The 26,772-nt window shown below is 70.0% G+C and carries 33 protein-coding genes; 3 read left to right on the top strand and 30 right to left on the bottom strand.

Annotated features, from left to right (window positions below):
• Nucleotides 1-176 precede the first annotated feature (176 nt).
• Together OU416_RS39505 and OU416_RS39500 are read right to left on the bottom strand one after the other, a co-directional pair.
• The gene (locus OU416_RS39505; protein ID WP_270932223.1) at nt 177-932 is read right to left on the bottom strand and encodes a hypothetical protein; all 756 of its coding nucleotides are present in this window, start codon (nt 930-932) and stop codon (nt 177-179) included.
• A gap of 70 nt (nt 933-1,002) precedes the next feature.
• Complete coding sequence (locus OU416_RS39500; RefSeq protein ID WP_270932222.1) at nt 1,003-1,824, bottom strand: MOSC domain-containing protein; 822 nt, start codon at nt 1,822-1,824, stop codon at nt 1,003-1,005.
• A gap of 181 nt (nt 1,825-2,005) precedes the next feature.
• On the opposite strand from OU416_RS39500, the gene OU416_RS39495 reads away from it, so the two are divergent.
• Complete coding sequence (locus OU416_RS39495) at nt 2,006-2,467, top strand: tRNA (cytidine(34)-2'-O)-methyltransferase (RefSeq protein ID WP_270932221.1); 462 nt, start codon at nt 2,006-2,008, stop codon at nt 2,465-2,467.
• Here the strand turns inward: OU416_RS39495 and OU416_RS39490 are convergent.
• From OU416_RS39490 to OU416_RS39460, 7 genes are all read right to left on the bottom strand, one after another.
• The gene (locus OU416_RS39490; protein WP_270932220.1) at nt 2,448-3,155 is read right to left on the bottom strand and encodes a YwaF family protein; all 708 of its coding nucleotides are present in this window, start codon (nt 3,153-3,155) and stop codon (nt 2,448-2,450) included. The genes OU416_RS39495 and OU416_RS39490 overlap by 20 nt on opposite strands.
• A 101-nt stretch (nt 3,156-3,256) precedes the next feature.
• Nucleotides 3,257-4,438, bottom strand: a complete 1,182-nt coding sequence (gene metK / locus OU416_RS39485; RefSeq protein ID WP_270932225.1) for a methionine adenosyltransferase — start codon at nt 4,436-4,438, stop codon at nt 3,257-3,259.
• A gap of 96 nt (nt 4,439-4,534) precedes the next feature.
• Nucleotides 4,535-5,785: a bifunctional phosphopantothenoylcysteine decarboxylase/phosphopantothenate--cysteine ligase CoaBC gene (coaBC, locus tag OU416_RS39480; RefSeq protein ID WP_270932219.1), complete on the bottom strand. Its 1,251-nt coding sequence runs from the start codon at nt 5,783-5,785 to the stop codon at nt 4,535-4,537.
• Nucleotides 5,782-6,075 (bottom strand): DNA-directed RNA polymerase subunit omega, encoded by a 294-nt coding sequence (gene rpoZ, locus OU416_RS39475; RefSeq protein WP_093154160.1) that lies wholly within the window; start codon nt 6,073-6,075, stop codon nt 5,782-5,784. The genes coaBC and rpoZ overlap by 4 nt, the downstream gene beginning before the upstream one ends.
• Nucleotides 6,076-6,195: 120 nt before the next feature.
• Entirely contained in the window at nt 6,196-6,798 is a 603-nt protein-coding gene (gene gmk / locus OU416_RS39470) for a guanylate kinase (RefSeq protein WP_270932218.1), read from the bottom strand.
• Nucleotides 6,795-7,112 carry an integration host factor, actinobacterial type gene (gene mihF / locus OU416_RS39465; protein ID WP_093154362.1) on the bottom strand — a complete coding sequence of 106 codons (318 nt, stop codon included), beginning with the start codon at nt 7,110-7,112 and terminating at the stop codon, nt 6,795-6,797. Before mihF ends, gmk begins: the two co-directional genes overlap by 4 nt.
• Before the next feature lie 354 nt (nt 7,113-7,466).
• On the bottom strand, nt 7,467-8,468 hold the full coding sequence (locus OU416_RS39460; RefSeq protein ID WP_270932217.1) for an ABC-2 transporter permease: 1,002 nt from the start codon (nt 8,466-8,468) through the stop codon (nt 7,467-7,469).
• Between the two features lie 139 nt (nt 8,469-8,607).
• Here OU416_RS39460 and OU416_RS39455 point away from each other — a divergent pair, with 139 nt between their 5' ends.
• Nucleotides 8,608-9,423 carry a DUF899 family protein gene (locus OU416_RS39455; RefSeq protein ID WP_270932216.1) on the top strand — a complete coding sequence of 272 codons (816 nt, stop codon included), beginning with the start codon at nt 8,608-8,610 and terminating at the stop codon, nt 9,421-9,423.
• A 103-nt stretch (nt 9,424-9,526) separates the two neighbouring features.
• On the opposite strand, the gene OU416_RS39450 is transcribed toward OU416_RS39455, so the two are convergent.
• The 9 genes from OU416_RS39450 to OU416_RS39410 all read right to left on the bottom strand — a co-directional run bounded on the left by OU416_RS39450 (nt 9,527) and on the right by OU416_RS39410 (nt 15,460).
• A complete protein-coding gene (locus tag OU416_RS39450; protein ID WP_270932215.1) occupies nt 9,527-10,003 on the bottom strand; it encodes a hypothetical protein in 477 nt (158 codons plus the stop codon).
• A gap of 126 nt (nt 10,004-10,129) precedes the next feature.
• Nucleotides 10,130-10,903: an ESX secretion-associated protein EspG gene (locus OU416_RS39445; RefSeq protein WP_270932214.1), complete on the bottom strand. Its 774-nt coding sequence runs from the start codon at nt 10,901-10,903 to the stop codon at nt 10,130-10,132.
• A gap of 63 nt (nt 10,904-10,966) precedes the next feature.
• On the bottom strand, nt 10,967-11,902 hold the full coding sequence (locus tag OU416_RS39440) for a hypothetical protein (protein ID WP_270932213.1): 936 nt from the start codon (nt 11,900-11,902) through the stop codon (nt 10,967-10,969).
• Nucleotides 11,903-11,905: 3 nt separating this feature from the next.
• Nucleotides 11,906-12,322, bottom strand: coding sequence for a hypothetical protein (locus tag OU416_RS39435; protein WP_270932212.1), 417 nt, complete (start codon nt 12,320-12,322; stop codon nt 11,906-11,908).
• 37 nt (nt 12,323-12,359) lie between these two features.
• The gene (locus OU416_RS39430) at nt 12,360-13,700 is read right to left on the bottom strand and encodes a hypothetical protein (protein ID WP_270932211.1); all 1,341 of its coding nucleotides are present in this window, start codon (nt 13,698-13,700) and stop codon (nt 12,360-12,362) included.
• Nucleotides 13,701-13,768: 68 nt separating this feature from the next.
• Nucleotides 13,769-14,323, bottom strand: coding sequence for a DUF3558 domain-containing protein (locus OU416_RS39425; RefSeq protein WP_270932210.1), 555 nt, complete (start codon nt 14,321-14,323; stop codon nt 13,769-13,771).
• Nucleotides 14,316-14,795, bottom strand: a complete 480-nt coding sequence (locus tag OU416_RS39420; protein ID WP_270932209.1) for a hypothetical protein — start codon at nt 14,793-14,795, stop codon at nt 14,316-14,318. The genes OU416_RS39425 and OU416_RS39420 overlap by 8 nt, the downstream gene beginning before the upstream one ends.
• Before the next feature lie 288 nt (nt 14,796-15,083).
• Entirely contained in the window at nt 15,084-15,308 is a 225-nt protein-coding gene (locus OU416_RS39415) for a DUF397 domain-containing protein (RefSeq protein WP_270932208.1), read from the bottom strand.
• Nucleotides 15,308-15,460 (bottom strand): hypothetical protein, encoded by a 153-nt coding sequence (locus OU416_RS39410; RefSeq protein WP_270932207.1) that lies wholly within the window; start codon nt 15,458-15,460, stop codon nt 15,308-15,310. Before OU416_RS39410 ends, OU416_RS39415 begins: the two co-directional genes overlap by 1 nt.
• Nucleotides 15,461-15,674: 214 nt before the next feature.
• Here OU416_RS39410 and OU416_RS39405 point away from each other — a divergent pair, with 214 nt between their 5' ends.
• The gene (locus OU416_RS39405) at nt 15,675-15,839 is read left to right on the top strand and encodes a hypothetical protein (RefSeq protein WP_270932206.1); all 165 of its coding nucleotides are present in this window, start codon (nt 15,675-15,677) and stop codon (nt 15,837-15,839) included.
• Between the two features lie 121 nt (nt 15,840-15,960).
• Here the strand turns inward: OU416_RS39405 and OU416_RS39400 are convergent, their stop codons facing one another.
• From OU416_RS39400 to carB, 12 genes are all read right to left on the bottom strand, one after another.
• Nucleotides 15,961-16,476, bottom strand: a complete 516-nt coding sequence (locus tag OU416_RS39400) for a DUF3558 domain-containing protein (RefSeq protein ID WP_270932205.1) — start codon at nt 16,474-16,476, stop codon at nt 15,961-15,963.
• 115 nt (nt 16,477-16,591) lie between these two features.
• Nucleotides 16,592-17,077, bottom strand: a complete 486-nt coding sequence (locus tag OU416_RS39395; protein ID WP_270932204.1) for a hypothetical protein — start codon at nt 17,075-17,077, stop codon at nt 16,592-16,594.
• Nucleotides 17,074-18,120, bottom strand: a complete 1,047-nt coding sequence (locus OU416_RS39390) for a serine/threonine-protein kinase (RefSeq protein ID WP_270932203.1) — start codon at nt 18,118-18,120, stop codon at nt 17,074-17,076. Before OU416_RS39390 ends, OU416_RS39395 begins: the two co-directional genes overlap by 4 nt.
• Nucleotides 18,121-18,281: 161 nt before the next feature.
• Nucleotides 18,282-18,965, bottom strand: coding sequence for a hypothetical protein (locus OU416_RS39385; RefSeq protein ID WP_270932202.1), 684 nt, complete (start codon nt 18,963-18,965; stop codon nt 18,282-18,284).
• Nucleotides 18,966-18,975: 10 nt separating this feature from the next.
• Nucleotides 18,976-19,683, bottom strand: coding sequence for a hypothetical protein (locus OU416_RS39380; protein ID WP_270932201.1), 708 nt, complete (start codon nt 19,681-19,683; stop codon nt 18,976-18,978).
• A 27-nt stretch (nt 19,684-19,710) separates the two neighbouring features.
• A complete protein-coding gene (locus tag OU416_RS39375) occupies nt 19,711-20,853 on the bottom strand; it encodes a WXG100 family type VII secretion target (protein ID WP_270932200.1) in 1,143 nt (380 codons plus the stop codon).
• Nucleotides 20,850-21,173: a hypothetical protein gene (locus OU416_RS39370; protein ID WP_270932199.1), complete on the bottom strand. Its 324-nt coding sequence runs from the start codon at nt 21,171-21,173 to the stop codon at nt 20,850-20,852. The genes OU416_RS39375 and OU416_RS39370 overlap by 4 nt, the downstream gene beginning before the upstream one ends.
• Before the next feature lie 11 nt (nt 21,174-21,184).
• Nucleotides 21,185-21,661: a YbaB/EbfC family nucleoid-associated protein gene (locus OU416_RS39365; RefSeq protein WP_270932198.1), complete on the bottom strand. Its 477-nt coding sequence runs from the start codon at nt 21,659-21,661 to the stop codon at nt 21,185-21,187.
• Nucleotides 21,662-21,787: 126 nt separating this feature from the next.
• Entirely contained in the window at nt 21,788-22,312 is a 525-nt protein-coding gene (locus OU416_RS39360) for a hypothetical protein (RefSeq protein WP_270932197.1), read from the bottom strand.
• Nucleotides 22,313-22,366: 54 nt separating this feature from the next.
• The gene (locus tag OU416_RS39355) at nt 22,367-22,498 is read right to left on the bottom strand and encodes a hypothetical protein (RefSeq protein ID WP_270932196.1); all 132 of its coding nucleotides are present in this window, start codon (nt 22,496-22,498) and stop codon (nt 22,367-22,369) included.
• A 111-nt stretch (nt 22,499-22,609) separates the two neighbouring features.
• On the bottom strand, nt 22,610-23,455 hold the full coding sequence (pyrF, locus tag OU416_RS39350) for an orotidine-5'-phosphate decarboxylase (protein ID WP_270932195.1): 846 nt from the start codon (nt 23,453-23,455) through the stop codon (nt 22,610-22,612).
• Nucleotides 23,452-26,772 carry a carbamoyl-phosphate synthase large subunit gene (gene carB, locus OU416_RS39345; RefSeq protein ID WP_270932194.1) on the bottom strand — a complete coding sequence of 1,107 codons (3,321 nt, stop codon included), beginning with the start codon at nt 26,770-26,772 and terminating at the stop codon, nt 23,452-23,454. Before carB ends, pyrF begins: the two co-directional genes overlap by 4 nt.

The following is a 26,772-nucleotide window of genomic DNA, read 5'->3' as shown; positions in this document are numbered from 1 at the left end:
CCGCACCCCACCGCCCCCGTCACTCCACCAACCCGACCCCGCTACCACCGCCGAAGCACCCGGCCCCACCCGCTCACCCACGGATACGACACAAGAGCCCCACAACTACCGCGATGATATCCGCGCCACCGGCGGGCTCGTCTGAACGCGGAGCCGACCGGTGGACGCGGCCGTGGTCACCGCCCGTGCACCGCGTTCCAGGCCTTAGTGAGCAATGTGCCGGTTCGCTCGCCCACGAGATGCGGCGCACCTAGGGCCATAGCTGCGTCGAGGAGCGCAGCGGAGGCTGTGCGCCACGGATCTAGCAGCACCCAGTCACCGTCCTCGTCGCGAGCGTGCGCACTTTCGCCACCGCGAAGCCGAGCGCTCTCGTAGACCGCGCGCGACAGGACGGAGAACCCGTGCCCGATCGGCGATTCGGACGGCCCCGCACCGGAGATGGCCACGATCGACGCGTGCGACTGGCCCTGGTAGACCGCACCGTTCGGCTGCTCGCCGAGCCACCGCTCCCATGCCGCGCTGTACGCGTGGTCGGCCGCGGGCTGACGGGCGGATGCAAGCCGACGGGCGCTCTCCTCGTCCAGCGCGCATCCGGCTTCGAGCACGGCCCGCACAGCATCCCCGTGCGGGCCGAAGAGCACCGTCGGGGAGATCTCCTCCACCAGATCGATGGAGACGGCGCGGGTGTAACCGGCGTCGGAGCTCAGCCTCTCGGCAGCACGGGCCATCGCCGCTCGTTCCGCATCCGTCGCCGGGGGCACGATCTCAGCCCGGAACAGCCGCCCCGGCCACCTAGCGACGACGACCCGGTCCAGCGAGTGGTCCACCACGAGCCACGGAGGCTCGAACGACGGCAGCGTCACCCGCGACCCGGCTGCCGCTTCCTTCAGGTAATCGGGAGCTTCCTGATCGACGAAGATGAAACCGGACACCGCGGACTCCGCTCCTGACGCAGGGACCTGCTGACCGGCCTGCGGTCACCACGATCAGCATAAACAGCGCCTACCGCCAGGCCTCGACCGTCACCGGATCGCCGACGGACAGCGTCCCGGTGCGCAGGACCGCGAACTTCGCGCCGAAAGCGATGCCCTGGTCGGGGATCCGGCGGTAGGCAGCGAGCGTGCGCAAGGGCTCCGGGCCGTCGCGAAGCCCGGTCTCCTGGTCGACGGTGGTGACCGCGCAGCGGATCGCGAGCTTGGTGAAACCCAGCACCGCATCGCCGATCGCGATGCGTCCGGCGCGGTCTTCGGTGTGCGGCTCGGGCCAGCCCTCGACCACGATGTTGGGGCGGAAGCGCTCCACCGGCACCGGGCGGGGCCCGCGCTCGTCGAGCCGGTCCAATGAGGAGCGCGACACGACGTGCACCGCGGAACTGTCGGCATATCCGGATGTTCCGGGGACCTCGCCGTCGGTGACGCGGTCGTGCTCCGGCGGCACCCGCACCAGCCTGCTGCGGGCGCCGAGCACCTCGGAGAGCCATTCCGCGACGGCACCGCCCTGGTCGATCCCCCGGTACCCGGCGTCGAAGAGGCGCACGTCCCGGCGCGGCCCGGTCACGTCGACGTCCACCCCGATCGAACCGGCTCCGGGCGCGCTCAGCTCCAGCCGGTCGCCGCTGATCACCGGCTGGATCTGCGCGAGCCGGGGCCACCGGCGCTGCGTCCGGTACACGCCGTCGTCGTCGACGACCATGAAGGCCCGGTCGTGCACCAGCCCCGCCTCGGTCAGCGGGAAGCTCCGGGCGGACATCCCGGCGCAGCCCTTCACCGGGTAGCTCACCAGATCCGCGATCTTCGCCGCGGGCAGCGGATTTCCGGTCGGCACAGGACACCTCCGATCACAGGAGGCACCCTTCCCGACGCTCGCGCCGACCGAGCGTGGCGGGCCGACGCCCGTTGCAGCGCCTCTCGACCGGCTCGGCCAGGATAACAGCGGTTGATCTTGCCGCACCAACGGTTTTCAGCCCCGGGCTGCCGCCGGGAACTCTGGTGTGAAACGATTTCAGGTGTTTCACGTCGTGTTCTATCACCCGGAGATCCCCGGCAACGCGGGCAACGCGATCCGCATGGCGGCCGGCTCCGGCTGCGCCCTGCACCTGATCGAACCCCTCGGGTTCTCCGTGGAAGACGCGAAGCTGCGCCGGGCCGGGCTCGACTACCACGACCAGGCCGCCCTGCACGTCCACCCGGACCTCGAAGCGGCGTGGCGGGCGCTCCAGCCGGAGCGGATCATCGCCTTCACCTCGAAGGCCGAGCGCTCCTACGAAACGGTCGCCTACCAGCCCGGCGACGTGCTGCTGTTCGGCCCGGAGTCCACCGGCCTGCCCGAGGACGTCCTCGCCGACGTGACGCTCCAGGTCCGCATCCCGATGCTGCCCGGGATCCGCTCGATGAACCTGGCCAACTCGGCCGCGGTCGCGGTCTACGAGGCCTGGCGCCAGCAGGGCTTCAGCATGGGATCCGACTAGCGCTCCGCCGGGTCCACGGCCAGGTCAGCAGCGCCCAGGCGGCCAGCCCGGCGACCGCCGCCACGCCCAGGTACCAGGGCCAACCGCCCATCAGGTCGAGCAGCGACGGGTTGTCGGGCTTCCTGCTGACGAAGCCGTAGTTGGTGCCCGCCCAGGAGTTGAACGCCAGCACCGCCGCACCCCAGCCGAGGGTCACCACCGCGGCGAACCGGTAGCCGCGCCAGCTCGGCCGCACGCCGACGCCCCAGGTCAGGTACGCCGCGGTCCAGATGACCAGCAGGTGCTGGCCCCAGAACTCGATGAAGTCGACGTGCGGGAAGTCCGGGGCGTCGAACGCCGGGGTGATCAGCGCTTGCGGGGTCAGCGTCAGGCCCCAGTAGTAGACGAGCGCGCAGGCCAGCGGCTGCCGCGTCCACAGCGCGAGAGCGGCGACCGCCCAGGCGAGGTCGCACAGGTGCAGCGGCAGCGACTCGCCGACGTCCCACTGCGCGGGCAGCTGCCGGTAGACCAGCAGCGGCACGTTGAACAGCAGGACCACCACGGCGAGAGTTCGCGCGAACAGCACCGCCACCCGCGGATCGCGCAGCCGCCGCCCGGCCACCACGAAGGCCACGGCACCGACGACGATCAGCGCCATGAGCACCCAGTGCGACGGGCCGTAAGGAACGAACCTGTCCGGCGACCCCACGCCCCCAGAGTAAGAGGCACCAGCTCGAACTCGGTCGGGTGAAGCGTGAAGGGCACCTTTTAGCAAGTAACTTGCCAAAAGGTGCCCTTCACCCGGAAAGATCAGATGTTGGCTGCGGCCTTCAGGGCCTCGGCGCGGTCCGTGCGCTCCCAGGGGAGGTCGAGGTCCGGGCGGCCGAAGTGGCCGTAGGCCGCGGTCGGCGCGTAGATCGGGCGCAGCAGGTCGAGGTCGCGGATGATCGCCGCCGGGCGCAGGTCGAAGACCTCGTTGATCGCCGACTGGATGCGGGCCGGGTCGACGTTCTCGGTGCCGAAGGTCTCCACGAACAGGCCCACCGGGGCGGCCTTGCCGATCGCGTAGGCCACCTGCACCTCGATCCGGCTGGCCAGCCCGGCCGCGATGGCGTTCTTCGCCACCCACCGCGTCGCGTAGGCCGCCGAGCGGTCCACCTTCGACGGGTCCTTGCCGGAGAACGCGCCGCCGCCGTGGCGGGCCATGCCGCCGTAGGTGTCGACGATGATCTTCCGGCCGGTCAGGCCCGCGTCGCCCATCGGACCGCCGACGACGAACCGGCCGGTCGGGTTGACCAGCAGCCGCGTGTCGGAGGTGTCGATGTCGAGCTGCCCGATCTCCGGCCCGACCACCTGGTCCTTGATGTCCACCGCGAGCATCGAGTCCAGGTCGATGTCGGCGGCGTGCTGGGTGGACAGCACCACGGTGTCCAGCCGAACGGCCTGGTCACCGGCGTACTCGATGGTCACCTGGGTCTTGCCGTCCGGGCGCAGGTACGGCAGCACGCCGTCCTTGCGGACCTTGGTCAGCCGCCGCGACAGGCGGTGCGCCAGCGCGATCGGCAGCGGCATGAACTCCGGCGTGTCGTCGCAGGCGTAGCCGAACATCAGGCCCTGGTCGCCCGCGCCCTGCTTGGCGATCTCGTCGATCACGCCCTCGACCCGCGACTCGTGCGCGGTGTCCACGCCCTGCGCGATGTCCGGCGACTGCGCACCGATGGCGACGTTGACGCCGCAGGAGTTGCCGTCGAAGCCCTTGGCCGAGGAGTCGTAACCGATCTCCAGGATCTTCTCCCGCACGATGGTCGGGATGTCGGCGTAGGCGTCGGTGGTCACCTCACCGGCGACGTGCACCTGACCGGTGGTCACCAGGGTTTCCACCGCCACGCGCGAACGCGGGTCCTGGCCGAGCAACGCGTCCAGGATCGAGTCGCTGATCGCGTCGCAGATCTTGTCCGGGTGGCCTTCGGTCACGGACTCACTGGTGAACAACCTGCGCCCGGTGCGCAGGTCAGACTGCTGACTCACGACTCTCCCTGAATTGCTCCGCATAGCTCCACCGGCCGGTGGACGACGTGCGTCGTCACCCTACTGACGGTGCAGCTGCCTGTTCACAGCATCCCACAATGTGGAAGCCAGCCTGGACTTCGCGCCGAACGGGATGGGCACCTCGGTGCCGTCGGCGCTGAGCAGCCACCCGGCGTTCTCCTCGACCTCGAAGGCCTGGCCGTCGCCGACGGCGTTGACCACCAGCAGATCGCAGCCCTTGCGGGCCAGCTTGGCCCGGCCGTGGTCGAGCACCGAGGTGGTCGCATCGCCGGTCTCGGCGGCGAACCCGGCGATCAGCGACGCGGCGAGCTTGCCGGCTCCGCGCGCTTCGACCAGTTCGGCGAGGATGTCCGGATTCCGGGTCAGGGCCAGCGGCTCCGGGTCCCGGTCGGACTTCTTGATCTTGTGCTCGACGTGCGACACCGGGCGGAAGTCGGCGACCGCGGCGGCCATCACCACGGCGTCCGCGCCGTCGGCCTCGGCCAGCATCACCGACCGCAGCTCCTCGGCGGTGCCCACCCTGATCACCCGGACGCCGGCCGGGGCCGCCAGGTCGGCGGTGTGCGCGGCCACCAGCGTCACCTCGGCGCCGCGGTGCGCGGCCACCCGGGCCAGCGCGTAGCCCTGCCGCCCGGAGGAGCGGTTGCCCAGGTAGCGCACCGGGTCCAGCGGTTCGCGGGTGCCACCGGCGGAGATCACCACGCGGCGGCCTTCGAGATCGCGCGGCAGCGCCGCGGGCTCGGCCAGCAGCAGGCGCGCCAGGTCGACGATCTCGGCCGGGTCGGGCAGCCGGCCCTTGCCGGTGTCCGCGCCGGTCAACCGGCCGCTGTCGGGCTCCGCGACCACCACGCCGCGGCTGCGCAGCAGCGCGACGTTGTGCCGGGTCGCCGGGTGCTCCCACATCTCGGTGTGCATCGCCGGGACCATCAGCACCGGGCACCGGGCGGTCAGCAGCGTCGAGGTGAGCAGGTCGTCGGCCTGCCCGTGCGCGGCGCGGGCCAGCAGATCGGCGGTGGCGGGCGCGACGACGACCAGATCGGCTTCCTGCCCGAGCCGGACGTGCTGCACCTCGTGGACGTCGGTGAACACGCCGGTGCGCACCGGCTGCCCGGAGAGCGCCTCGAAGGTCGCCGCACCGACGAAGTTCAGCGCGGCCTCGGTCGGGACGACCCGGACGCGGTGACCGGACTCGGTCAGCCGCCGCAGCACCTCGCACGCCTTGTAGGCGGCGATGCCACCGCTGACGCCGAGGACCACCCGCGGGCGGTCCTCGGCACGTTCATCCGTCACTCGCCTTCGGTGTGCTCGAGCACGCCGGCGTGGATCTCGCGGAGCGCGATCGACAGCGGCTTCTCGCGCGGGCCCGGCTCGACCAGCGGGCCGACGTACTCCAGCAGGCCCTCGCCGAGCTGGGCGTAGTAGTCGTTGATCTGCCGCGCGCGCTTCGCGGAGTAGATCACCAGCGCGTACTTCGAGCTGACCTGCTCCAGCAGGTCGTCGATCGGCGGGTAGGTGATGCCTTCGGCGGTGTTGGTGGACGGGCTGCTGTTGAGCGCAGCCAGCGCGCTGGGGGTGCTCACGTGAGTGGCTCCTGCTCCTCGTGGACGGCGGCGTGGTGCCGTTGCGTGGGGGGCGCGATGCGGCCCGCGGGGTGCCGGACTTCGGTCGACCGAACTCCGGTGCTGCTCACCGCTGGCTCGTCACAGTTCGCGGCCGAGTATCAATCGTAGCAATTCGCCGGTCGCGGCCTGCACATCGGCGTTGACCACGCTGGCGTCGAACTCCGATTCGGCGGCCAGCTCCTCGCGCGCGGTCGCCAACCGCCGCTCGACGACCTCCGCGGGCTCGGTGCCGCGACCGGTGAGCCGGTCGACCAGCACCTCCCAGGACGGCGGCAGCAGCATGACCAGCTGCGCCTCCGGCATGGCCCGGCGGACCTGCCGAGCGCCCTGCAGCTCGATCTCCAGCACCGCGGGCCGGCCTGCCGCGAGAGCGTCCTCGACGGGCTTGCGGGGCGTGCCGTAGAAGTTGCCCGCGTACTGCGCGTGCTCCAGCATCTCGTCGGCGTCGATCATCCGCTGGAACTCCGCGGTGTCGACGAAGTGGTAGTGCACGCCGTCGATCTCGCCGGCGCGCGGCGCGCGCGTGGTGGCGGACACGCTGAAGTAGATCTCCGCGGACCGCTTGCGCACCTCGCCGAGCACGCTGGACTTGCCGACGCCGGAGGGCCCGGAAACGACGGTGAGCCGAGGCTCGCCCTGACGGACGGTCCTCGGCTCAGCGCCGGTTTGTGCGTCGATCACTCGCCGCTGAACTCGGTGAGCAGCGCCTTGCGCTGCCGCTCGCCCAGTCCGCGCAGGCGGCGGCTGTTGGCGATCTCCAGCCGCTCCATGATCTGCTGAGCGCGAACCTTGCCAACCCCGGGAAGGGCCTCAAGCAGGGCGGAGACCTTCATCTTGCCCAGGACCTCGTCGTTGTCGGCGGTCTCCAGGACCTCCGCCAGCGTGGTTCCGCCTCGCTTGAGGCGCTCCTTGAGCTCCGCTCGGGCGCGACGGGCGGCAGCCGCCTTTTCCAGAGCTGCTGCCCGCTGCTCCTCGGTCAGCTGGGGAAGGGCCACCATGTCCTCCGTGATGTGGGGTTTCTCTTGATCGGTGCGGCGACGGTACCGAGTCGGCTCGACCGGGTTCCACGGGGGTCCGGTTTTTGTGAGCCTGATTCAACTAGGCCCGCCGCCAGGCCCGCTCGTACGAGGCGTGCACGAGCCGGGCGCCGCTGCAAGTACTACCAACAAAGGCGCTGAAGTGCACTAATCTCGGCGAAATTCATCAAATGTGTCCGATTTCCGGGCAGTTGAGCCACGCCGAGGACGTCCTCGCAGGTCAAACCGGGGTGAAATGCCCCTCATCGGCGAAGTGATCAAGGACTCGTGAAGATCGAGGAAAATTCCGCTACGTGGAATTTCCGCATTGATTCAGGTGGTGGCGGGCCGGCCACCGGGGTGCCGGTCGCGCCAGACCCAGAACACCGCGCAGGACAGCAGCGCCCACCCGGCGAGCACGAGGAACGGGAACGCGTGCTGCGAGCCGCCGAAGTAGACGGCGGTGTGCAGGGCGTTCACCGTCGCCCCCGGCGGCAGCCAGGCACCGATCAGGCCCAGCGGGGACGGCAGCAGCGGCCAGGACACCGCCCCGCCGGACGAGGGGTTGCCGAGCAGCACCATGAGCCCCCAGGTCGGCACCATCGCCCACCGCCCCAGCAGGGCGTTGAACATGCTGAACACCATCCCGGAGCTGAACATCGCCAGCGCCAGGATCAGCCAGGACTCGACGAACGGGAACCGCACGGCCCCCAGCAGCCAGTCGACCACCGCGATGATGGCGAACCCGCCCAGCAGCGCGTAGGCGGCGGTGAACCCGATCCGCTCGGCGGGGTTGAGCGCCCTGGCGTGCACGCTGAGCTGGATCGCACCGACGAACCCGATGACGATCGCGGCCAGCGACACGTAGAACAGCGCCAGCCCGCGCGGATCGCCCCGCTGCAGCGGCTTGAGGTCCTGCACCTCGACCACCACGCCGTTGCTCGCACCGACCTGCACCACGACCTGCTCCAGCAGCTGCGCGACGGAAGCCCCGGCAGCACTGGCGACGTTCAGCCGGACGGCGCTGCCGCGCACGTCGAGCACGCCGAAGACCTGCTGCTCCTCCACCGCCCGCAAGGCCTCGTCGTAGGAGTACCGGTGCAGCTCGAAGGCAGTGCCCGCGGTCTGCTCCATCTCCGCCAGCAGCTCCGGGCTGTCGCGCACCCCGACGACGGCCAGCGGAACCCGGTGCGGCGTCGGATCGGCCATGGCGAAGGTGTAGGACCCGGCGAAGAGCGCGGCCGCGGCGCCGAGGATGAGCACCAGCACGGTCGCGGAGAAGAACGGGGACCGCCGGAAAGCGCTCCACCAACCGTCCGCCGCCGCAGAATCCATGCGACGCACTCTAGGTGATCAACGACACACCGGCTGGTGCGAGAAGATCCCGCACGCCATGAGTTTCGGCCGGGTCACCGGGTCTGCTCCAGTGATCACCGCAAGGCGCTGCCCGGCACGAGACACCGCGGAGGACACCATGACGACCGCTCCGGACGACCAGACCACCGAACTCCCCGGCCGCCCGCCCGTCGTCGACCTGGCGAGCTGGCAGGCCGCCCGCGACGAGCTCCTGCTCCGCGAGAAGGCCCACACCCGCGAGGGCGACGCCATCGCCGCGGCCCGCCGACGGCTGCCGATGGTGGAGTTCGACGGGACGGTCGAGGTCGTCGGACCCGACGGCCCGGTCCCGTTCCTGGACCTGTTCCAGGGCCGCGACGAGCTCGTGGTCTACAAGCACATGTGGCACGACGGCGCACCGCACCAGGGGCAGTGCGAGGGCTGCACCACCGCGGCCTGGCACCTGAAGGACGCCGTCTACCTCAACGCCCGCGGGGTCTCGTTCGCCATCCTGACCTCCGGCCGGTGGGACGAGGTCGCCGCCTTCGTCGAGTTCATGGGGTACACCCAGCCCTGGTACTCGGTGCGGGACCTGGAGGAGCCGGTCGGCGGCGACATGGGCTACCTCACCTGCTTCCTGCGCGACGGCGACCGGGCGTTCCTCACCTATTCCACGACGGGCCGGGGCACCGAGCGGGTCAACGGATCCATCGGGATGCTCGACATGACGCCCTACGGCCGCCGCGAGGCGTGGGAGGACGCCCCCGAGGGCTGGCCCGAAGCCCCGCAGGCGGGCTCACCGGTCGGCGGGCACGGCGTGCCGACCTGCTGGTACTGGCGCACGGACGCCGACGGCAACGCCACCTGGGGGCCGACCAGCCGCCCCGCGCCGCAGTGGACGCGCCCCGGCGCGACTCCGGTGGAGACCCTCGGCAGGCACGGCGACTGCCACTGACGGGCTTCGCGGCTCGGCAACCGGTGAAACGGCCGCGCGGGAGCGAACTCCAGGCCGGCGAGGAGGTTCCGCCCGCCCGGCAGCGCTCCAGCGCGGAAACCGGTCACCGGCGAGGGGCGGCCATCTCCCAGACGGCCGCGGTGGCCAGCCCGAAGGCCAAGTGCGGCACCAGGTCGGAGAGCCAGGAGCTCACCGGCCAGGTGCGCGGGTCGGTGATGCCCAGCACGACCATCGGGCCGGTGGTGCCGACGTTGGCGACCAGGCCCGTGCCGATGCCGCGCGCGACGAGCGAGGCACCGCCGAGCCGCGGAGCCACCAGTCCGTACAGGACTCCGACCCCCAGGCCGGCGGCGATGCCGAGCAGCGCGCCCGCCGCCGAGCGGCGGTGCGCGACGCCTTCGCTGCCGAGCTCCTCGCTCGACAGCCTCACGCCCAGCAGCTGTTCGGTCCTGCGAACCGTCTCGGCGGGCGTGCTGCTCGCCGCGCGAGCGTGCACCGCCATGTCCAGGTAGCTCACGACGTTGAGCGCAGTAGTTCCGGCTGCGCCTGCCGCGATTCCCGCCAGAACGTTCCGAATCATCCGGCCACTCTAAGCGCCGGACCGTCACGCCGCGTGTCGTTCATGCGGGGCCTCCGGCTCGGCCGCCAGGTGGTTTCGGCGTGGCGAAACCGGGGAACCGGGAAAGCTCCCACCAGGACCCGGGATTCAGCTGGTCTTCATGAGGTCGGTGATCCGGGAGGCCATTCGCGGCTTGTCGATCGGGGCGATCGTGGTCCAGGGCTCCGCGCCCCGGTTGTTGGTCTCGATCATGTACCAGCCCTTCGCGGTGGCGAAGAAGTTCGTCACCATCGGGGCTCGGTTGCGCTTGCCCTGGCCGTCCATCGTCGCCGCGCCGAACTGGGCCCACGCAATCCGCTCGCCGCCGGCCATCTCCACCAGCTGGCGGGCGTCGTCGCGCTTCACGCCCTGGCGGATGAGGCCGTCGGCCATCTCGCGGTCGGAGTTGCCCGCTTCCTTCGCCGCCGCGCCCATCACCGCGCTGCGCAGCGAAACACCGCGCCCCGGACCGGCTTTCAGGTCGTCGGGCAGCACGCCGAGCAGCACGCGGACCATCGAGTCCTCCGGAAGTGCTTGCAACTGGACGGATTCCTCGGTCAGCACGGCGAGCGTGGCGTTGCCGCGGACGTTGGCGACCATGCCCGTCGTCCTGCGCTCACCGTCGGCGGTGCGCTCGCCGAGCGTGACGTCGAAGGACCGCTCGTAGCGCTGCAGCGGCAGGAACACGCCGCAGATGTCCTCCTCGCGCATCTCGTTGCCGAATCCGAGGCGGTGCAGCTCGTCCCAGGCCCGCTGCTCGACGGCGCGCCGCTCGGACTCCAGGATCCCCTCCGGGAGGACGTTGAGCACGATCGGCTTGGTCCCCAGCTTGAAGTGCTTCCACGCCTCGTGGAAGGCCTGCCGCGACAACTCGAACTTCACCGGATGCTCCCCAGCCGGACGTGTGCGGGCTCCCGGCCCGCAGTGGTGATTGGTGTTGTGAGGTCACTCGAAGACGGGCGGTGCCGTCTTCGGCATGTCGTCGTCGAAGATCCCGCGGTCGGCGACGAGGTAGTCCGGCGTCTCGTGGTCGAGCTCGTCGTCGGAGTCCCTCGTCGCGGGGCGACCCGCCATCCCGGCTCCGGCCATCCCGGCCGGTCCGCGAGGCGCGGTCGGCTGGCTCGACCCGGTGCCACCACCTGCGGTCGGCCCGCCGGAACCGATCCCGGCGAATCCACCGGGCGGCAGCGGACGATCGGCTCCGCCTCCGGAGCCCGGTGTCGCACCCCCACCGGCGACGACCGCACCGCCGCCACCACCGCCACCCGCCCAGGCGCTCCTGGTGGTCTCCGACGGGGGTTCGCCGTCGCGGTCCCGCTCCTTCGTCTCGTCCTCGCTGCCCGGAGGCGGCGTGAACAGCGGGCTGTCCGCGACGTGCTGGCGGGACGTCTTGTCGTACGCCTCGTAGGCGGCGACGGCCTGCTGCCGCTGCTGCTCGTTGTGGACGCGCGCCGGTTCGGTGTCGGACGCCCCGTCCCCCAGGCTCGACCAGCTCTCGTTCTTCAACCAGTGGGTGTCCGGCGGGTCCTGCTCCTCGGCCGCGCCGGGCACCTGCCGCTGCAGCTTGGCGAAGGCCTCGCCCTGCTCCAGCATGCGCAGCGAATGCGCTTTCGCGGTCTCCGCGGTCGCTTCGGTCCACAGCACGACCGGGTTCAGCGCGTTCTGCATCTCCTCGCCGGAGGCGGACTCCAGGACCGCGCCCGCTTCGGCGAGCTTGGCCTTGATCTCCTCGACCAGCGCCGAGAGGTAGTCGTTCTCCTCCTGCCACCGGTCGGAGTGCCGGTACATGCTGTCCGGCGAGCCGTCCTGCGCCCACGCCCGCAGCTGCCGCAGCGGGGTCCCGTCGAAGTCCGACGGCTCGATGGCCCTGTTCCCGAACATGCGCTACTCCCCCGCGGCGCGGAAACCGTCCGCTGCGCTCTCGTCGTCGTTCCTGGTCTGGCGGACGTTCGAGCGCAGCGTGTCGGCGGTGTCCTGCAGGACCTGGGCCAGCTTCCGGTAGTTCGCGAAGTAGGAGAACTCGTCGCCGCGGCCGACCTGGCCGTAGGACTCGGCGGCCTGCAGGCTCACCGGGTCCTGACCGGAGGGTTTGACGGTGCCGAGCTCGCGGGCCGCCTCGAAGCGGTCGCGCATCTCCCGGACCTTGTCCTCGAAGAACCGCACGAGCGATTCGGCCCGCTCGGGGTCGACCCGCATCGAGGTCTTGCCGCCCATCTCGCCGGCGAGCTTCGCCTTGGCCGCGGCACCGGCCGCGACCTCGCCGCTCGACGGCCGGCTCACCATCGTGAACTCGTCGGCCACCGTCATCCCCTCCAGTCAGGCAGCATCAGCGCTGTTCTCACTCACCGAACACGGGCGGCGCGACCTTCGGCAGGTCGTCGTCGAAGAACCCGTGGTCGCCCTTGAGGTAGTCGGGAATCGCGTGCTCCTGGTCCTCCTCGCCCGGCTTGCCCTGCGGACGCCCACCAGCGGCACCACCGACCATGCCACCACGACCACCGGCGCCACCAGCACCACCAGCGCCGCCGGCGCCACCGGCACCCGTCCCGGTGCCCCCGGGCCCGGCGAGCCCACCGGCACCGGCACGACCACCAGCGCCCAGCGCGGAGCTGCCGCCAGCGCCACCGGCACCGAACCCGCCGCGGCCACCGCCGCCACCGGGACCACCGCCAGGACCGCCACCACCGGGAACCCGGCTACCACCGGGACCGTTCGGACCGCCCTGACCGGGACCGTTGGGCCCGGAACCACCGGGCATCCGGATCGGCGTCGGACCGCCCCGACCAGGACCGTTGGGTCCAGAGCCACCGGGCATCCGGATCGGAATCGGACCACCCTGACCAGGCCCGTTCGGCCCGGAACCACCAGGCACGCGAACGGGCGTCGGACCGCCCTGACCAGGCCCGTTCGTCCCGGGCTGCCGCCACACTGGAGTCGTCCCACCGGGGCCGGTACCGCCACCGGGGGTGACCCCGCCGCCACCACCGCCGCCACCGGGGTAGTTGCCGCCGCCCCCACCGCCGCCGGGATAGCTGCCGCCGCCGTAACCAGACGGAACGGTCGACCCGCCGCCACCACCGCCGGTCCCGCCACCACCGGCCCACTGGCTACCGGTGCCGGAAGGCGTGTTGGAAACCTGCGGAACCCCACCAACGGTGGGGTGGTTCGACCCGGCGACAGCGACGCTCATCCCGTTGTCCGGTGGCGCCGTGAACTGAGCATTCCCGGCAACAGTGCTCTGCGAGGTGCTGTCGTAGGACTGGAAAGCCTGCACGGCCTCTTGCCGAAGCTTCTCGTTGTGCTCCTTGGCAGCTTCGGCGTCGGTCTGGCCGTTCACCATGCTGTCCCAGGTGTCCTTGAACCAGTTGCTGTCCGGCGCTTCCTTCTCTTCGCCCTTGCCCGGGATCGAGGTCTGCACCTTCTTGAAGGCTTCGCCTTGCTGGTACATCAATTCCGACTGCGCAAGCGCGTTGTCAGCGGCTACCTCGGTCCAGAGCGCAATCGGCACGGCCTGGTTCTGCATGGCCTCACCGGACTTGGACTGCATGTAGACGCCAGATTCCTTGAGCTTGTCCTCGATGCGAGTCTTCAGCTCACGAAGGTATCTGTCTTCGCCCTGCCAGACCTGCGAGGTGTCGTAGAGGCCGTCAGCGTTACCGCTCTCGACCCAACCACGCATCTGTTCCAGGCTCGCGCCTTCGAAGTCAGAAGGTTCAATGTGCCTAACGTCGGTCATCCCCTGCTCCCTCACGCACCGGGAAGATTCTGCAACGCAGCTTCAGCGAAACGCTTCGAAAGATCACACGGGTTCGGGTCACCAGAGGAGACCAGCGCGTTCACGAAAAGAGAACCCTGATCGGAAACATCCACGGAAAGCGTGCAGTTCGTCTTGTTCGTGCCGAGCTGCGCGGTGGGATAACCCGAAATATCGGTCATCTCGATGCTCGACTTACGAGCATCTGCGAACTGCTGCATCGTCTGAGACTTGTCGGCACCGACGAAGACCATGAAGCCGCCACCGGAGGCACCCAGGTTGTACCGGCATCCAGGCACGCCGCTGGACTCGACAGCCCGCGGCTCCTGGTCAGCGCCAAGCTGCTTGGCCTGATCGCCCGTGATGATCGCGCACTGGTCAGCCAGGTCAAGCGACTTCGGAGGGGAGGTGCGCTCGGGCTGCGAAGAAGCCGACGTCTCCGGTGCCGCGCTCTGCTCGGAAGAAGGCCCGGTCTCGCCGGTACCACCCCCGCAACCCGCCAAGAACAAACTCGCCAGAACAGCGCCCAGCGCGAGCCCCTTACGCAAGCCTTCCTCCTCGCATGCTGTCAGCCGCATTCTGATCATCGATCCGGTTCTGATTCGCGCCCTGTTCGAGACGCTCCGCAACCTGGTCGAACAGGTCGGCGAGCTTCAAGTAGTTATCCAGGTACGACTCGGGGTTGCCGGATCCGACCGAGCCGTACTTTTCCGCTGCCTGAGTGCTGACTGGGTCCGAACCCGGCGGCTCCACCGATGCAAGCACGTAGTTCTCCGACTGACGTGCGCGAAGCTCCTCCGCCTCACCCCTGAAGAACTGCGCAAGCTTGTCAACCTGGTCCGGGTCGACAAGCATCGAACCACCGGCGGCCTGAGCTGCAGCCAAGGCTGCGTTGTCAGCGGCTCGTGTCATGACGTTCACGACGCCCCCCATAAAACCCGCCGGTCCAGGCATCGCTTGCATCGCCTGGATCTGACGCTGATCGACCGGCTGGTAGGTGCCGCCGTCCCCCTCGGACACAGCCGAACTCCCCTCGTTCGCCAACCGTCGCGGGGTCGGGCGACGGCCATCCACTTGCCAACGAGGCAAACCTTAACGCCCAGAAGGGCCAAAGTGGGACAAGGCCGGGCAAAGAACACTGCGACATCCGAGTGATCCTGGCCTCGGAACCGACGAAGGGGTTTCGGAGTCTAAGCAGGTCAGCCATGCCCGCCCGCGGTGATGACGATTCGCCGCGGATCTTGGTTGACCATTCAACAAAATGCGGGATCCGGGCGAGCGCTCGGATGCCGCACCGTCCAGAACCGCCTACACGTCGAACCGACCACTCCGGATGCCGCCGAGGAACGCGGCCCAGGTCGCCGCACCCAGCACCAGCTCGCCCCCGCCAGGATCCTTCGAGTCACGCGCCGCGACAGCTGCTCCGCTGAACGCGACTTCGACGCAGTTCCCCTGCATGCTGCTGCGACTGCTCTTGCGCCAACGAAGACCGGGAGAGCCATCGACCACCACAATGCGCTCCTCGTCGAGCATCAGGTGAGGCTCTGCGCGATGGCCGCGATGAGCCCGAAGCCCATGGCACCGGCGACCTCCTCCGCTCCCAAGCCGCTTCGCAGCCTCAGCTCCCGGAGTTCGCTCGACACCCGCCGCACCCGGACCGGGACGACTCCTGGTCGTCCGTTCATGCGTTCGCCCCGCCTTCGGAATCGATCTGACGTCCCCCGATCACCATCGCTGGTTTCCAGCGGGGCGAGCACGCCCAATCACCCGAAAGAATCGTTGCTTGCCCGATCGGGAACTCCGGAGAGTCCTTCTCGCAAGCGAAATCCGATCCGCGAGGGCCGAAACATGTGCGCACGCTGGCAGATCCCAGCCGACGAACGACGAGCGGAGCTCGTCGTGACGATGCTGATCCGGGACGAGGTGGCGATCAGGCAGGGCGATGCGGAGATCGTGACGAGCCGGGCCCAGCTGTCAGAACTGGCCGACAAGCTCTACTTCCTCGACCTCGCCTTCCGCTCCGACGCCCGAGACGTCGTGGAAGCCCTCTGCAGCCAGGACTGACCCGGCGCGATCGCGGGGCCGCCCAGCGGCGAGCTCCGTTTCAGGTGGTCAGGACCCGTGAGTGTTTTGGGGTGTTATAGCCCCACAAAACACTCACGGGCCACCTGCCGAACGGGACCGGTCACGCCGAGGGGAGGTTCTGCAGGACCGACTCCGCGACCTTCGCCGCTGCGTCGCAGCTCCCGCCCACCTCGAGCGGGGCTCCGGGGCCGACCAGGGCCGTGAGCTTGAGGCTTCCCGCGTCCGCGACGTCCATCGTCAGGTGGCAGCCCGTCTCATCGTTGACGATCGCCGACGGGTAGCCCGCGAGCGGCAGCTCCTGGGCGCCCTGGTTGGCCTCCACGAACTGCTGGTAGGTGCCGGCGGCGTCCGCGGCCACGAACACCGACCAGCCGCCGCCTGAGCGGAATTCGCAGCCCTGCAGGCCGTTCTGCTCCGCCTGCTTCGGTTCCTGGTCCAGCACCAGGGTTTTCAGCTGCTCCTCGGTCAGCACGGCGCACGGGTCGGACGTCGGCAGCGTCTTCTGCGGGGCCGATCGGCCGGGAGCGCCCGGCTGGTCGGCCGGGGTTGCGCCGGAACTGCAGCCCGCCAGCAGCAGGCCGGCCACGATCACGCCCGCAGCGAGTCCCTCGCGCAAGTTCCGCCTCCTCGGGGTCGCGGGCCGCCGCCCGCACCGGACCAGTGTCAGCGAACCCTGCCACACCCCGCGAAATTGGCACAACCAATCACGCGGCGACCGGGAACTTTCCCGTTCAGTCGTCGTTGTTCCCGTTACCGTTGCCGTTGTTCTCGCGGGCCCTCCGCGCGTGTTCGCGGATCTCCTCCCCGAGCTTGCGGTTCTCCTCCCACCGCTCAGCCTGATCAATGCGCTCCTCGACCCGGATCTCCGGCAGCGGCGGTGCGACGACCGGCGGGTCGGGGGTGACCGTCACGGTGACCGGGGCGGGCGGCTCCGGCAGCGGCATGGTGCGGACGTCCTCGGCGACCCGCTCGGTCGCGGTGAGCAGCGCGCGGGCGGTTTCCGTGCGGAGTTCGCCGCGGGCCTGGGCTTCGGCGATCGCGCGGTGCAGCTCGCCGAGCGCCATCTCCGCCGCGGGGCGATCGTTGTTCTCCGCCGCGGTCTTCACCTCGTCCACGTGGCTGAGCAGCTGCTCGCGGATCTGGTGATCCATCGCCCGGGGCTCGCTGCCGCAGCCGGCGAGCACCAGCAGCAGAGCGGGCAGCAGAAGGCGTTTCATCCGCGGATCAGCCCCTCCAGGGTCGCGAGATCTTCCGGCAGCCGCTCCACCCCGGCCGGTCCGGACACCGGTGGCAGGGACGGCGACTCCGGAGCCGAGGGCAGGGTGAGGAACACGATCAGCGCCACCAGCAGCACCCCGAGCCCGGCGCCCGCGAACAGCCAGGGCTTCCGGCTGCGGCGCGGTTCGGGCTGCGGTTCCGGCAGCAGCTGCGTCACCGGCCGGGTCGGGTGGATGCGCGGGATGACGTCGGTCGACCGACCGGCCAGCAGGTCCGCGGATTCCGCCGCGGTCGGGCGCCGGGCCGGGTCGGAGCCCGTCATCAGCAGCAGCGCCCGGTGCAGGCCGCTGGGCAGCTCCAGCGGCACCTCCGGTGCCCGGACCAGCCGCGCCACCGCGCTCTCCGCGCCGGAACCGGGGTACTCGACCCTCCCGGTGGCGCATTCGAGCAGCACCAGCCCCAGCGCGTAGACGTCGGCGGGATAGCCGACATCACCACCGCTGACCTGCTCCGGGGACATGTAGGTGGCGGTTCCGATGAGCACTCCGGAGCTGGTCATGCGCCCGGCGGCGGCGGCCAGCCGGGAGATGCCGAAATCGGCGAGGTAGACGCTGCCGTCACCGGCGATGAGCACGTTGGAGGGCTTGACGTCGCGGTGCACGATGCCGTTGTCGTGCACGTGGGCCAGCACGTCGGCGAGCCGGGACCCGATCTCGGCGACGCGCTGCGGCGGCAGCGCCCCGTGCTGCACCTCGTCGGCGAGCGTGCGGCCCTCGACCAGCTCCATGATCAGGTAGAGCTCGTCGGCACCGGCGCTGAAGTCGTGCACGGTGACCAGGCCGGGATGGCTGAGCCCGGCGAGGATCCGGGCCTCCTCGGCGAACCGCTCCCGCCCCGCGGCATCGGCACCGGAGCGGAACACCTTCGCCGCCACGACCCGCTGCAACCGGGTGTCCATCGCCCGGTGCACGTCGGCCATACCGCCGCTGCCGATGCGGGTACCCAGCCGGTACCGCCCGCCCAGCAGAGGTGCCTCACCCATCGACCCCTCCGGATCCTTGCGCTCCCGGAAACGACCCTAGCCGAACCGGGCCACCCACCTGCGGGACGACCGGAGGACCACATCTACGGGGCGAACGGGTTGACAGCCACGCAGTGCCCGGTTAGCGAACCCGTGAACATTCAGCGCGGCGGATGCCCGGACTAAGGATGTCCGAACAGAGCGTTGCCCGCGGAAACAACGGATTCCGCGGCAGCTCTGCTGTCCATCCGGATCAGCAGGCCCGAACCGTCGTGGAAAGCGATCTGCCCGAACCACACGGGGTCGAAGTCCCGGCCCATCGGCAGCGCGCCGAAGTGCCGGATCACGGTGCTGGGCGCCTCCCAGAGCGTCACCAGCGACTCCTCCTCGGACTGCACCAACGACTGCGCGTCCTTCGCGATCGACTTGGCGCGCGACAACCAGCCCCCGGACTGCTGTTCGGGTTCCGCCTTCTTCGCAGCCGAAGCCGCCATGACCGCGGCGATGCGCTGGTTCGACACGACCAGCCAGGAATCTGCCCGCCCCGCTGCGAGCCCGTCCGCGCAACCCGCCGCGACTGCCGTCGGGTTCGGCGCGTGCGCCCAAGCCCAGATCGACGGGTCGTGCACCCATTCGTCGCCGTGGTAGTGCCCAGCGGCGACCGCCTCGGTCGGCAGCGGCCACTCCGGGACCGATGCGCTTTCCAGCTGGATCCGCCCGCCGTGGTCGTGCGGGGCGCCCTTGCGACCGGCGATGTCGGAGGCCAGGTGGCCCCACCGGGGCCCGATCCGCATCAGCAGTCCCTCGCCGGGCCGGCACCACGTCTGGGTCGCGAGCTTCTCCAGCTTGAACGGGTCTTTCAGCACGACAGCCTCTCTACTGACGTCCGTGCGCCATCGCTTCCAGGCGCGCGGCGTGCTCCTCGGTCTGCGAGATCACTTCCAGGACGGACCCGTCACCGAGTTCGATGCGCAGCGCGAAGACGTCGCGCTGCGCGTATCCGCCGGGAAGTCGCCGGGTCGTCCGGTTGATCGCCCGCACCTGCTGCAACGGGAACTCCGCGCGGACGGCGACCGGCGCCACCGGCACCGGCGCGTTCGGCGGATACTCACCGAGTTTCTTGTCCTGCAGGATGTCCACCACGTCGCGGGAGAAGTCCCGAACGCCGGCACCGAACTTCCGCGCCTTCTGCCAGACCGAATCCGAGATTCCTTCCTCCGCCGCAGGCTCCGGAACTTCCGCCAGCAGGGCGAGGCGATGCGAGGTCAGCACCCAGGTGAACAGAACATCCGCGTCCTCGGCCTCCGGCCGGGCCTGCATGATCTGCGCCTGTGGGTTCGGACCCGAGTACACGACCCTCGGTGGGGAGAGGCGGTTGTCGTGCTCGGACGAAGCGCCCACGAGGTCTTCCACCGCAGTAGCAACGCGTCCGATCGCACTGCCGCCACTCGTGCCCTCCCACGACAGACCGCTGATGTCGTACCGGATGCTCGACCGGACGCACGGCACGGCGAAGCGGATGACCTCATCAGGCCGGCACCAACCGTGCCGAACGGCCAGCACCCCGCCGAGTTGCTTGCTCACCGCGTCACCCCGCACTTCTCACGACGATCACGAGAAGCCCTTCTCCTGAGCTGCCCTGCGGTCGTCCTCCGACAGATCGCCCTGGAACCAGCCCTTGCCCGTGTCGTAGGCGTGGTTGGCACCCTGCTCGATCGCCGCGTCGGTGCCGACCTCCATGCCCGCCGACATGGCTGCTCGCCCGACGCTGGTCTGGCCGCCGAGAACGCCTCCGATCACCCGCTGACTCACGTTGGCAGCCAGGGCGCCCTCTCCGGTGACGCCCTTCATGAACACGTTGTTCGTGGTCGATGCCAACGTATTCGCGTCGAACTGCTTGGCCACGCCGAACACCGGGTTCTGCCGCCCCAAGCGATTCGTCAGCATCTGCCCACCGGGAATGTTGTTGACCCGGTCCAACACGCTCTTCAGCGGCCCTCGCAACCGGACCAGCAACTGCTCCAGCTTCTGGAACAGCTGGAAGAGCTTGCCCTGCACCTGAGCGATCCGGGCGCTGATGCGGCCACCCTGCACACCTACCTGAGCGGCGGTGCCCGCGCTCGCCGCGCCGACGGACGCGCCGGCAGTGATCCAGGACGCCGCCAGCGCAGCGAGCCACTGAACGATCAGGCCGATGATCAGCTCCGTGACCACCTGGATGAAGAACTCGACGAACATGTCGAAGATGTCGGCGATCATGTCCAGCGTGCCCTTGAGGTCGCGGACGTCCTGCGCCAGGGCGGTGACACCGTCGCCGAATTCCGTCATCTGCTGCCGGAAGGCGTCGCCGTCCTTGCCGACCCAGGTCTCGGCGGTGGCCTGGGCCCGGTTCTTCTCCTGTTCGGAGACCCCGTCGAGCCAAGTCGCGACCTTCTCCCAGCCCTCACCGGTGGCACGCATCTGCTCCGGGTCGCCGACCGCGTACTCGGCGAGTTCGATCAGCGGGCTGAGCACGATCGACACCAGGAAACCCAGTCCGTTGCTCATCAGCGCTTGACCGGGACTGGCCATCGACGTGAGCAGCTCGGCACGGGCCGATACCGACGCCACACCCCACTCCGGAGGCGACGAGGCATCAGCGAGGTCCTGTCCGGCCCCCACCAGCGACGAGCCGCGCCCGGCGGCTTGCTCGAACCAGTTCTTGGAGTTGCCGTCCCCTTCGTTCAGCGACTGGAAATCGCCCGGGCCGCTCATCCCGCCAGGTCCTCCCCCGCCTGCTTCAGCAGATCGGAGATCTGCTGCTCGGTTTCCGCGTAGTCCTTGACCGTGTCGTCCAGGGACTGCTTGGTGTTCTTCAGGAACTCCTGGGCCTTGGTCGCCAGCTCCCGGCACTGGTCGAGGCTCTCGAAGTACTTGCTGCTGAGCCCAACCGCTTCACCGATCGGCCCGAAGCACTGGTCGTCGACTTTCGCCTGGTGCAGGAGATCTGCCAACTGGCCGAACTTCTCGGCCAGGCTTTCCGAGCCCTGGCCGTGGCCGGTCAGGGTTTCCGGGGTCATCTTCAAGTCGGTCATGCCAGCACCGTTCAGCGCAGGAAGGAGCCTGCCGAGAAGTCGTCGTCATCGTCGAAACCGGCGTTGCGGCGCGGCTGGTTGGGCGTTGCCGGGGGCGCGGGTGGTTCCTGGCGCGCGGGCGGCGGGGTCGCCGCCTGCGGCGCGGCGGGCGCTTCGTCGGGGGCGGTCGGCTTGATCGCCATGCCTTCGGCCTTGAAGGCCTGCTGGAACTGGTCGTAGTGGTCGCCGAGGATCGGCGCCACCGCGTTGTTCATCTGCTCCGCCGCGCTCGCGGTCGCTTCGCGGATCGTCGCCATGATCTGCTGCTGCAGGTCGTTGGCCGACTGGCGGACCGCGTTCGGTGCCAGGCGCAGGTCCAGCACGGCCCCGGACGGCGCCACCGTCACCGTCACCGACCGGTCCTGGCTGCTCGCCGTGCCCTGCATGCCCTGCATCGCAGACTGCAGCTCCGACGCCTTCTGCGCCTGCTCCTCGAACTTGCGCATCATTTCCTGAATGCGCTCAGACGCACTACTCACCGTCTGTCCCCTCACAATTCCCGGTCCGTTGATCCGAGCCTACCCAACCGCCGATGGCGGCTCCGGCCCCTTTGAAAATGCGTTCTCGGACGCAAATCAGTCATTCCGGGCCGCGGCATTGCTGAACCGAACCCGCCGGACGATCTGCACGAGCACGACGACGATCAGCAGGCTGGACGCGCTCATCAGGACGAACAGCACGTTCAGACCGGTCTTGTCGTAGCGGTCCGGGAGCAGGACCGTCGTCGGGCCGTTGCAGCTGATCTCCGCCCGGCCGCTGAACCACGCCGGTTCCGGGCCCGGGAGGCGGGAGCTGCGGACGCTGTTGGCCGGGCGGTCGGGGACGAGCTCCCTCGGTTCGCCGGATTCCGGGACCACCTGGCACTTCACGTACTCGTCGCGATGCGCCGCCAGACCGAACGGCTGCCCGCGCTCCAGCTCCACGCGCGCGACGGGATCCGCCGTGGCCTCGTCGCTGCCGAAGACCCGGGACCAGATGGTCATCTCGGTGGAGACCAGGAAGTAACCCGCGGTCACCAGCCACACCAGCACGAGCAGGACGATCCAGCGCAGCACGCGCGGCGGCTTCCTCTTGGCGGCGACGTTCGCAGTGGGATGCATGCGGATTTCCTACCAGCCGTCCCGCCACGCGATCAGCGGCGCACGCCCCGGCGCCTAGTCCATCCAGCCCGACTCCTGCGGGTGCCTCATGTCGTGGTCGACCCACAGCCACATGCCCCACACCCCGAGCAGGACCAACAGGACCACCACCACCACGACGAGCACCAACTTCGTCCGACCGCTCAACGCCCCACCCCTCATCCACCCAGCCCGACCGCACACCGGAAAGCCCGACCGGGCTCAGCCGCGCGATGGCAGCCGACACCGACCGACAGCACCACAGCTCACCGGTGCGGATCAGCGCAGGAGGTCGGTCACCTCGTCGCGGATCCGGTGAGTGGCTGCGCGCAGGGACGCGGGGGTCGGGCCGTGGCGGAGGATGTCCCGGGAGGTGGTCGGGAGGACGTTGGGGAGGGAGTCGCCGAAGACCTCGCGGAGGGTTTCCACCGTGGCGCCCTGGGCGCCCAGGCCGGGGGCCAGGATCGGGCCGTTGAGCCGGGAGAAGTCCAGCTCGCCGGGGTCGATCGTGGCGCCTGCGACCACTCCCACGTGGCCCATCGGGTCCGCGTCGCGGTTGGTCTCCGCCGCCGAGTCCACGATGTACTGGGCGACCGAGTCGCCGCTGCCGTGGACCGACCGCTGCAGGCCCGCGCCCTCCGGGTTGGAGGTCCGGGCCAGCACGAACACGCCGCGACCGGTCTGCTCGGCCAGGCCGATGGCCGGGGCCAGCGAGTCGTAGCCCAGGTACGGCGAGACCGTGATCGCGTCCACCGCCAGCGGGGCGTGCTCGTCGAGGTAGGCCATCGAGTACGCCGTCATGGTGGAGCCGATGTCACCGCGCTTGACGTCCAGCAGCACCAGCGCACCGGCCTGCTGCGACTCGCGGATCACCTTCTCCAGCACCGCGATCCCGGCCGAGCCGTAGACCTCGAAGAACGCCGACTGCGGCTTGAGCAGCGCGACCTCGCCGGCCAGCGCTTCCACCGCCGTCATCGCGAACCGCTCCAGCGAGGCGGGCGACTCGTCGAGGTCCCAGGCCAGCAGCAGCGACGGGTGCGGGTCGATGCCCACGCACAGCGGGCCGCGGGCCTCCACCGCGTCGGACAGCCGCCGACCGAAGCTCGCCCGCAGCTGGCCGGTCATCGCTGCTCACCGCCCTGCCGCAGCGCCGCCTGCAGCGCCTGGAGCGGCCGGACACCGATGTTGCCCTGGATGGCGGCCTCGATGCCCTGCACCGCCGCGGCCGCGCCCTGCACCGTGGTGATGCACGGGATGTCGCGGGAGACCGCCGCGGTGCGGATCTCGTAGCCGTCGACGCGCGGGCCCGGGTTGCCGTACGGGGTGTTGATCACCATGTCGACCTCACCGGCCTTGACCAGCTCGACGATGTCGCGCTCCCCGTCGATCTTCTCGACGTGCTTGCGGACCACGGTGGACGGAATCCCGTTGCGCCGCAGCACCTCCGCGGTGCCGCTGGTGGCCAGGATCTCGAAGCCAAGGTCCGCCAGCCGCTTGACCGGGAACACCAGGGAGCGCTTGTCCTTGTTGGCCACCGAGACGAACACCTTGCCGGAGGTCGGCAGCGAGCCGTAGGCGCCCGCCTGGGACTTGGCGAAGGCCTGTCCGAAGGAGACGTCGATGCCCATCACCTCGCCGGTCGACTTCATCTCCGGCCCGAGCAGCGAGTCCACCCCGACGCCCTCGCGGGTGCGGAACCGGTGGAACGGCAGCACCGCTTCCTTGACCGCCACCGGCGCGTCGATCGGCAGGTCCGCACCGTCGCCCTCGCCGGGCAGCACGCCTTCGGCGCGCAGGTCGGCGATCTTGGCGCCGAGCATGATCCGCGCGGCCGCCTTGGCCAGCGGCGCGGCGGTCGCCTTCGACACGAACGGCACGGTCCGCGAAGCGCGCGGGTTGGCCTCCAGCACGTAGAGCACGTCGTCCTTGAGCGCGTACTGCACGTTGAGCAGGCCGTGCACGCCGATGCCGCGCGCGATGGCCTCAGTGGACCGGCGCACCATCTCGATGTCCTGGCGCCCCAACGTGATCGGCGGCAGCGCGCACGCCGAGTCGCCGGAGTGGATGCCGGCCTCCTCGATGTGCTCCATCACGCCGCCGAGGTAGATGTCGGTGCCGTCGCACAGCGCGTCCACGTCGATCTCGATGGCGTCGTCGAGGAAGTTGTCCACCAGCACCGGGTGCTCCGGGGTGACCTCGGTGGCGCGGGCGATGTAGTTCTCCAGCGACGCCTCGTCGTAGACGATCTCCATGCCGCGCCCGCCGAGCACGTAGGACGGCCGCACCAGCACCGGGTAGCCGATCTCGTCGGCGATCCGCTTGGCGCCCTCGAAGGAGGTCGCGGTGCCGTACTTCGGCGCGGGCAGGCCCGCCCCGGCCAGCACGTCGCCGAACGCGCCGCGGTCCTCGGCCAGGTGGATGGCCTCCGGCGGGGTGCCCACGATCGGCACGCCCGCCTCGGCCAGCCGCTTGGCCAGGCCCAGCGGGGTCTGGCCGCCCAGCTGCACGATCACGCCCGCGACCGTGCCCGAGCGCTGCTCGGAGTGCACGACTTCCAGCACGTCCTCGAAGGTCAGCGGCTCGAAGTAGAGCCGGTCCGAGGTGTCGTAGTCGGTGGAGACCGTCTCCGGGTTGCAGTTGACCATGACGGTCTCGTACCCGGCGTCGCGCAGCGCCATCGCCGCGTGCACGCAGGAGTAGTCGAACTCGATGCCCTGGCCGATGCGGTTCGGGCCCGAGCCGAGGATGATCACCTTCGGCCGCTCGCGCTGCTCGGCGACCTCCGACTCGGCCGCCGGGTCGGACTCGTAGGCCGAGTAGTGGTACGGCGTGTGCGCGGCGAACTCGGCCGCGCAGGTGTCCACCGTCTTGTAGACCGGCCGCACGCCCAGGCGGTGCCGCAGGGTGCGGACGCCGTCCTCACCGGCCAGCTCCGGCCGCAGCGCGGCGATCTGGCGGTCCGACAGCCCGGCCCGCTTGGCCCGCCGCAGCAGCGCCGCGTCCAGCACCGCGGCCTCGACCAGCTCGGCGCGCAGCTCCACCCACGCGGCGATCTGGTCGACGAACCACGGGTCGATGCCCGAGGCCTCGTGCACCTGCTCCACCGAAGCGCCCAGCCGCAGCGCGCGTTCCACCGTGTAGAGGCGGCCGTCGTGCGGCGTGCGGAGCTGCTCCAGAGCGGACTCGACGGTGATGCCCTCGGGGTCGGCCTTGGTCCAGAAACCGGCCGCCTTCGTCTCCATCGAGCGCAGCGCCTTGCCCAGCGCCTCGGAGAAGCTGCGGCCCACGGCCATCGCCTCGCCGACGCTCTTCATCGTCGTGGTCAGCTCCTGGTCCGCGCCCGGGAACTTCTCGAAGGCGAACCGCGGCACCTTCACCACGACGTAGTCCAGCGTCGGCTCGAAGCTGGCCGGGGTCTCGCCGGTGATGTCGTTGCGGATCTCGTCCAGCGTGTAGCCCACCGCCAGCTTCGCGGCGATCTTGGCGATCGGGAAGCCGGTCGCCTTCGAGGCCAGCGCCGAGGAGCGCGAGACCCGCGGGTTCATCTCGATGACGACCATCCGGCCGGTCTCCGGGTGGATGGCGAACTGGATGTTGCAGCCACCGGTCTCCACCCCGACCTCGCGCAGCACCGCGATGCCCACGTTGCGCATGTGCTGGTACTCGCGGTCGGTCAGCGTCATCGACGGCGCCACCGTGACCGAGTCACCGGTGTGCACGCCCATCGCGTCGATGTTCTCGATCGAGCAGATGACCACCACGTTGTCGGCGCGGTCGCGCATCAGCTCGAGCTCGTACTCCTTCCAGCCGAGGACGCTCTCCTCGATCAGCACCTCGTGCACCGGGGACTCGGCCAGGCCGAAGGAGGCCATCCGCTCCAGCTCGTCCTCGGTGTGCGCCATGCCCGAGCCCAGCCCGCCCATGGTGAAGCTGGGCCGGATGACCACCGGCAGGCCGCGCTCGGCGACGAACGCCCGCACGTCCTCCATCGAGTTGCACACCGCCGACTCGGGCACCTCGCCGCCGACCGAGCGCACGATGTCCTTGAACCGCTGCCGGTCCTCGCCGCGCTGGATCGCCTCGATGTCCGCGCCGATCAGCTCGACGCCGTACTTCTCCAGCACGCCGAGCTCGTCGAGGGCCATCGCGGTGTTCAGCGCGGTCTGCCCGCCCAGCGTGGCCAGGATGGCGTCGGGCCGCTCGGCCGCGATCACCTTCTCCACGAACTCCGGGGTGATCGGCTCGATGTAGGTGGCGTCGGCGAACTCCGGGTCGGTCATGATCGTCGCCGGGTTGGAGTTCACCAGCGAGACGCGGATGCCCTCCTCCCGCAGCACCCGGCACGCCTGGGTGCCGGAGTAGTCGAACTCGCACGCCTGGCCGATCACGATCGGCCCGGACCCGATGACGAGCACGTGCTTGATATCGGTCCTCTTCGGCAT

Source organism: Saccharopolyspora indica (assembly GCF_027853965.1).
Taxonomy (GTDB): domain Bacteria; phylum Actinomycetota; class Actinomycetes; order Mycobacteriales; family Pseudonocardiaceae; genus Saccharopolyspora; species Saccharopolyspora indica.
The sequence above is the reverse complement of the archived record's forward strand: the minus strand, read 5'-3'. Positions and strand labels throughout refer to the sequence as shown.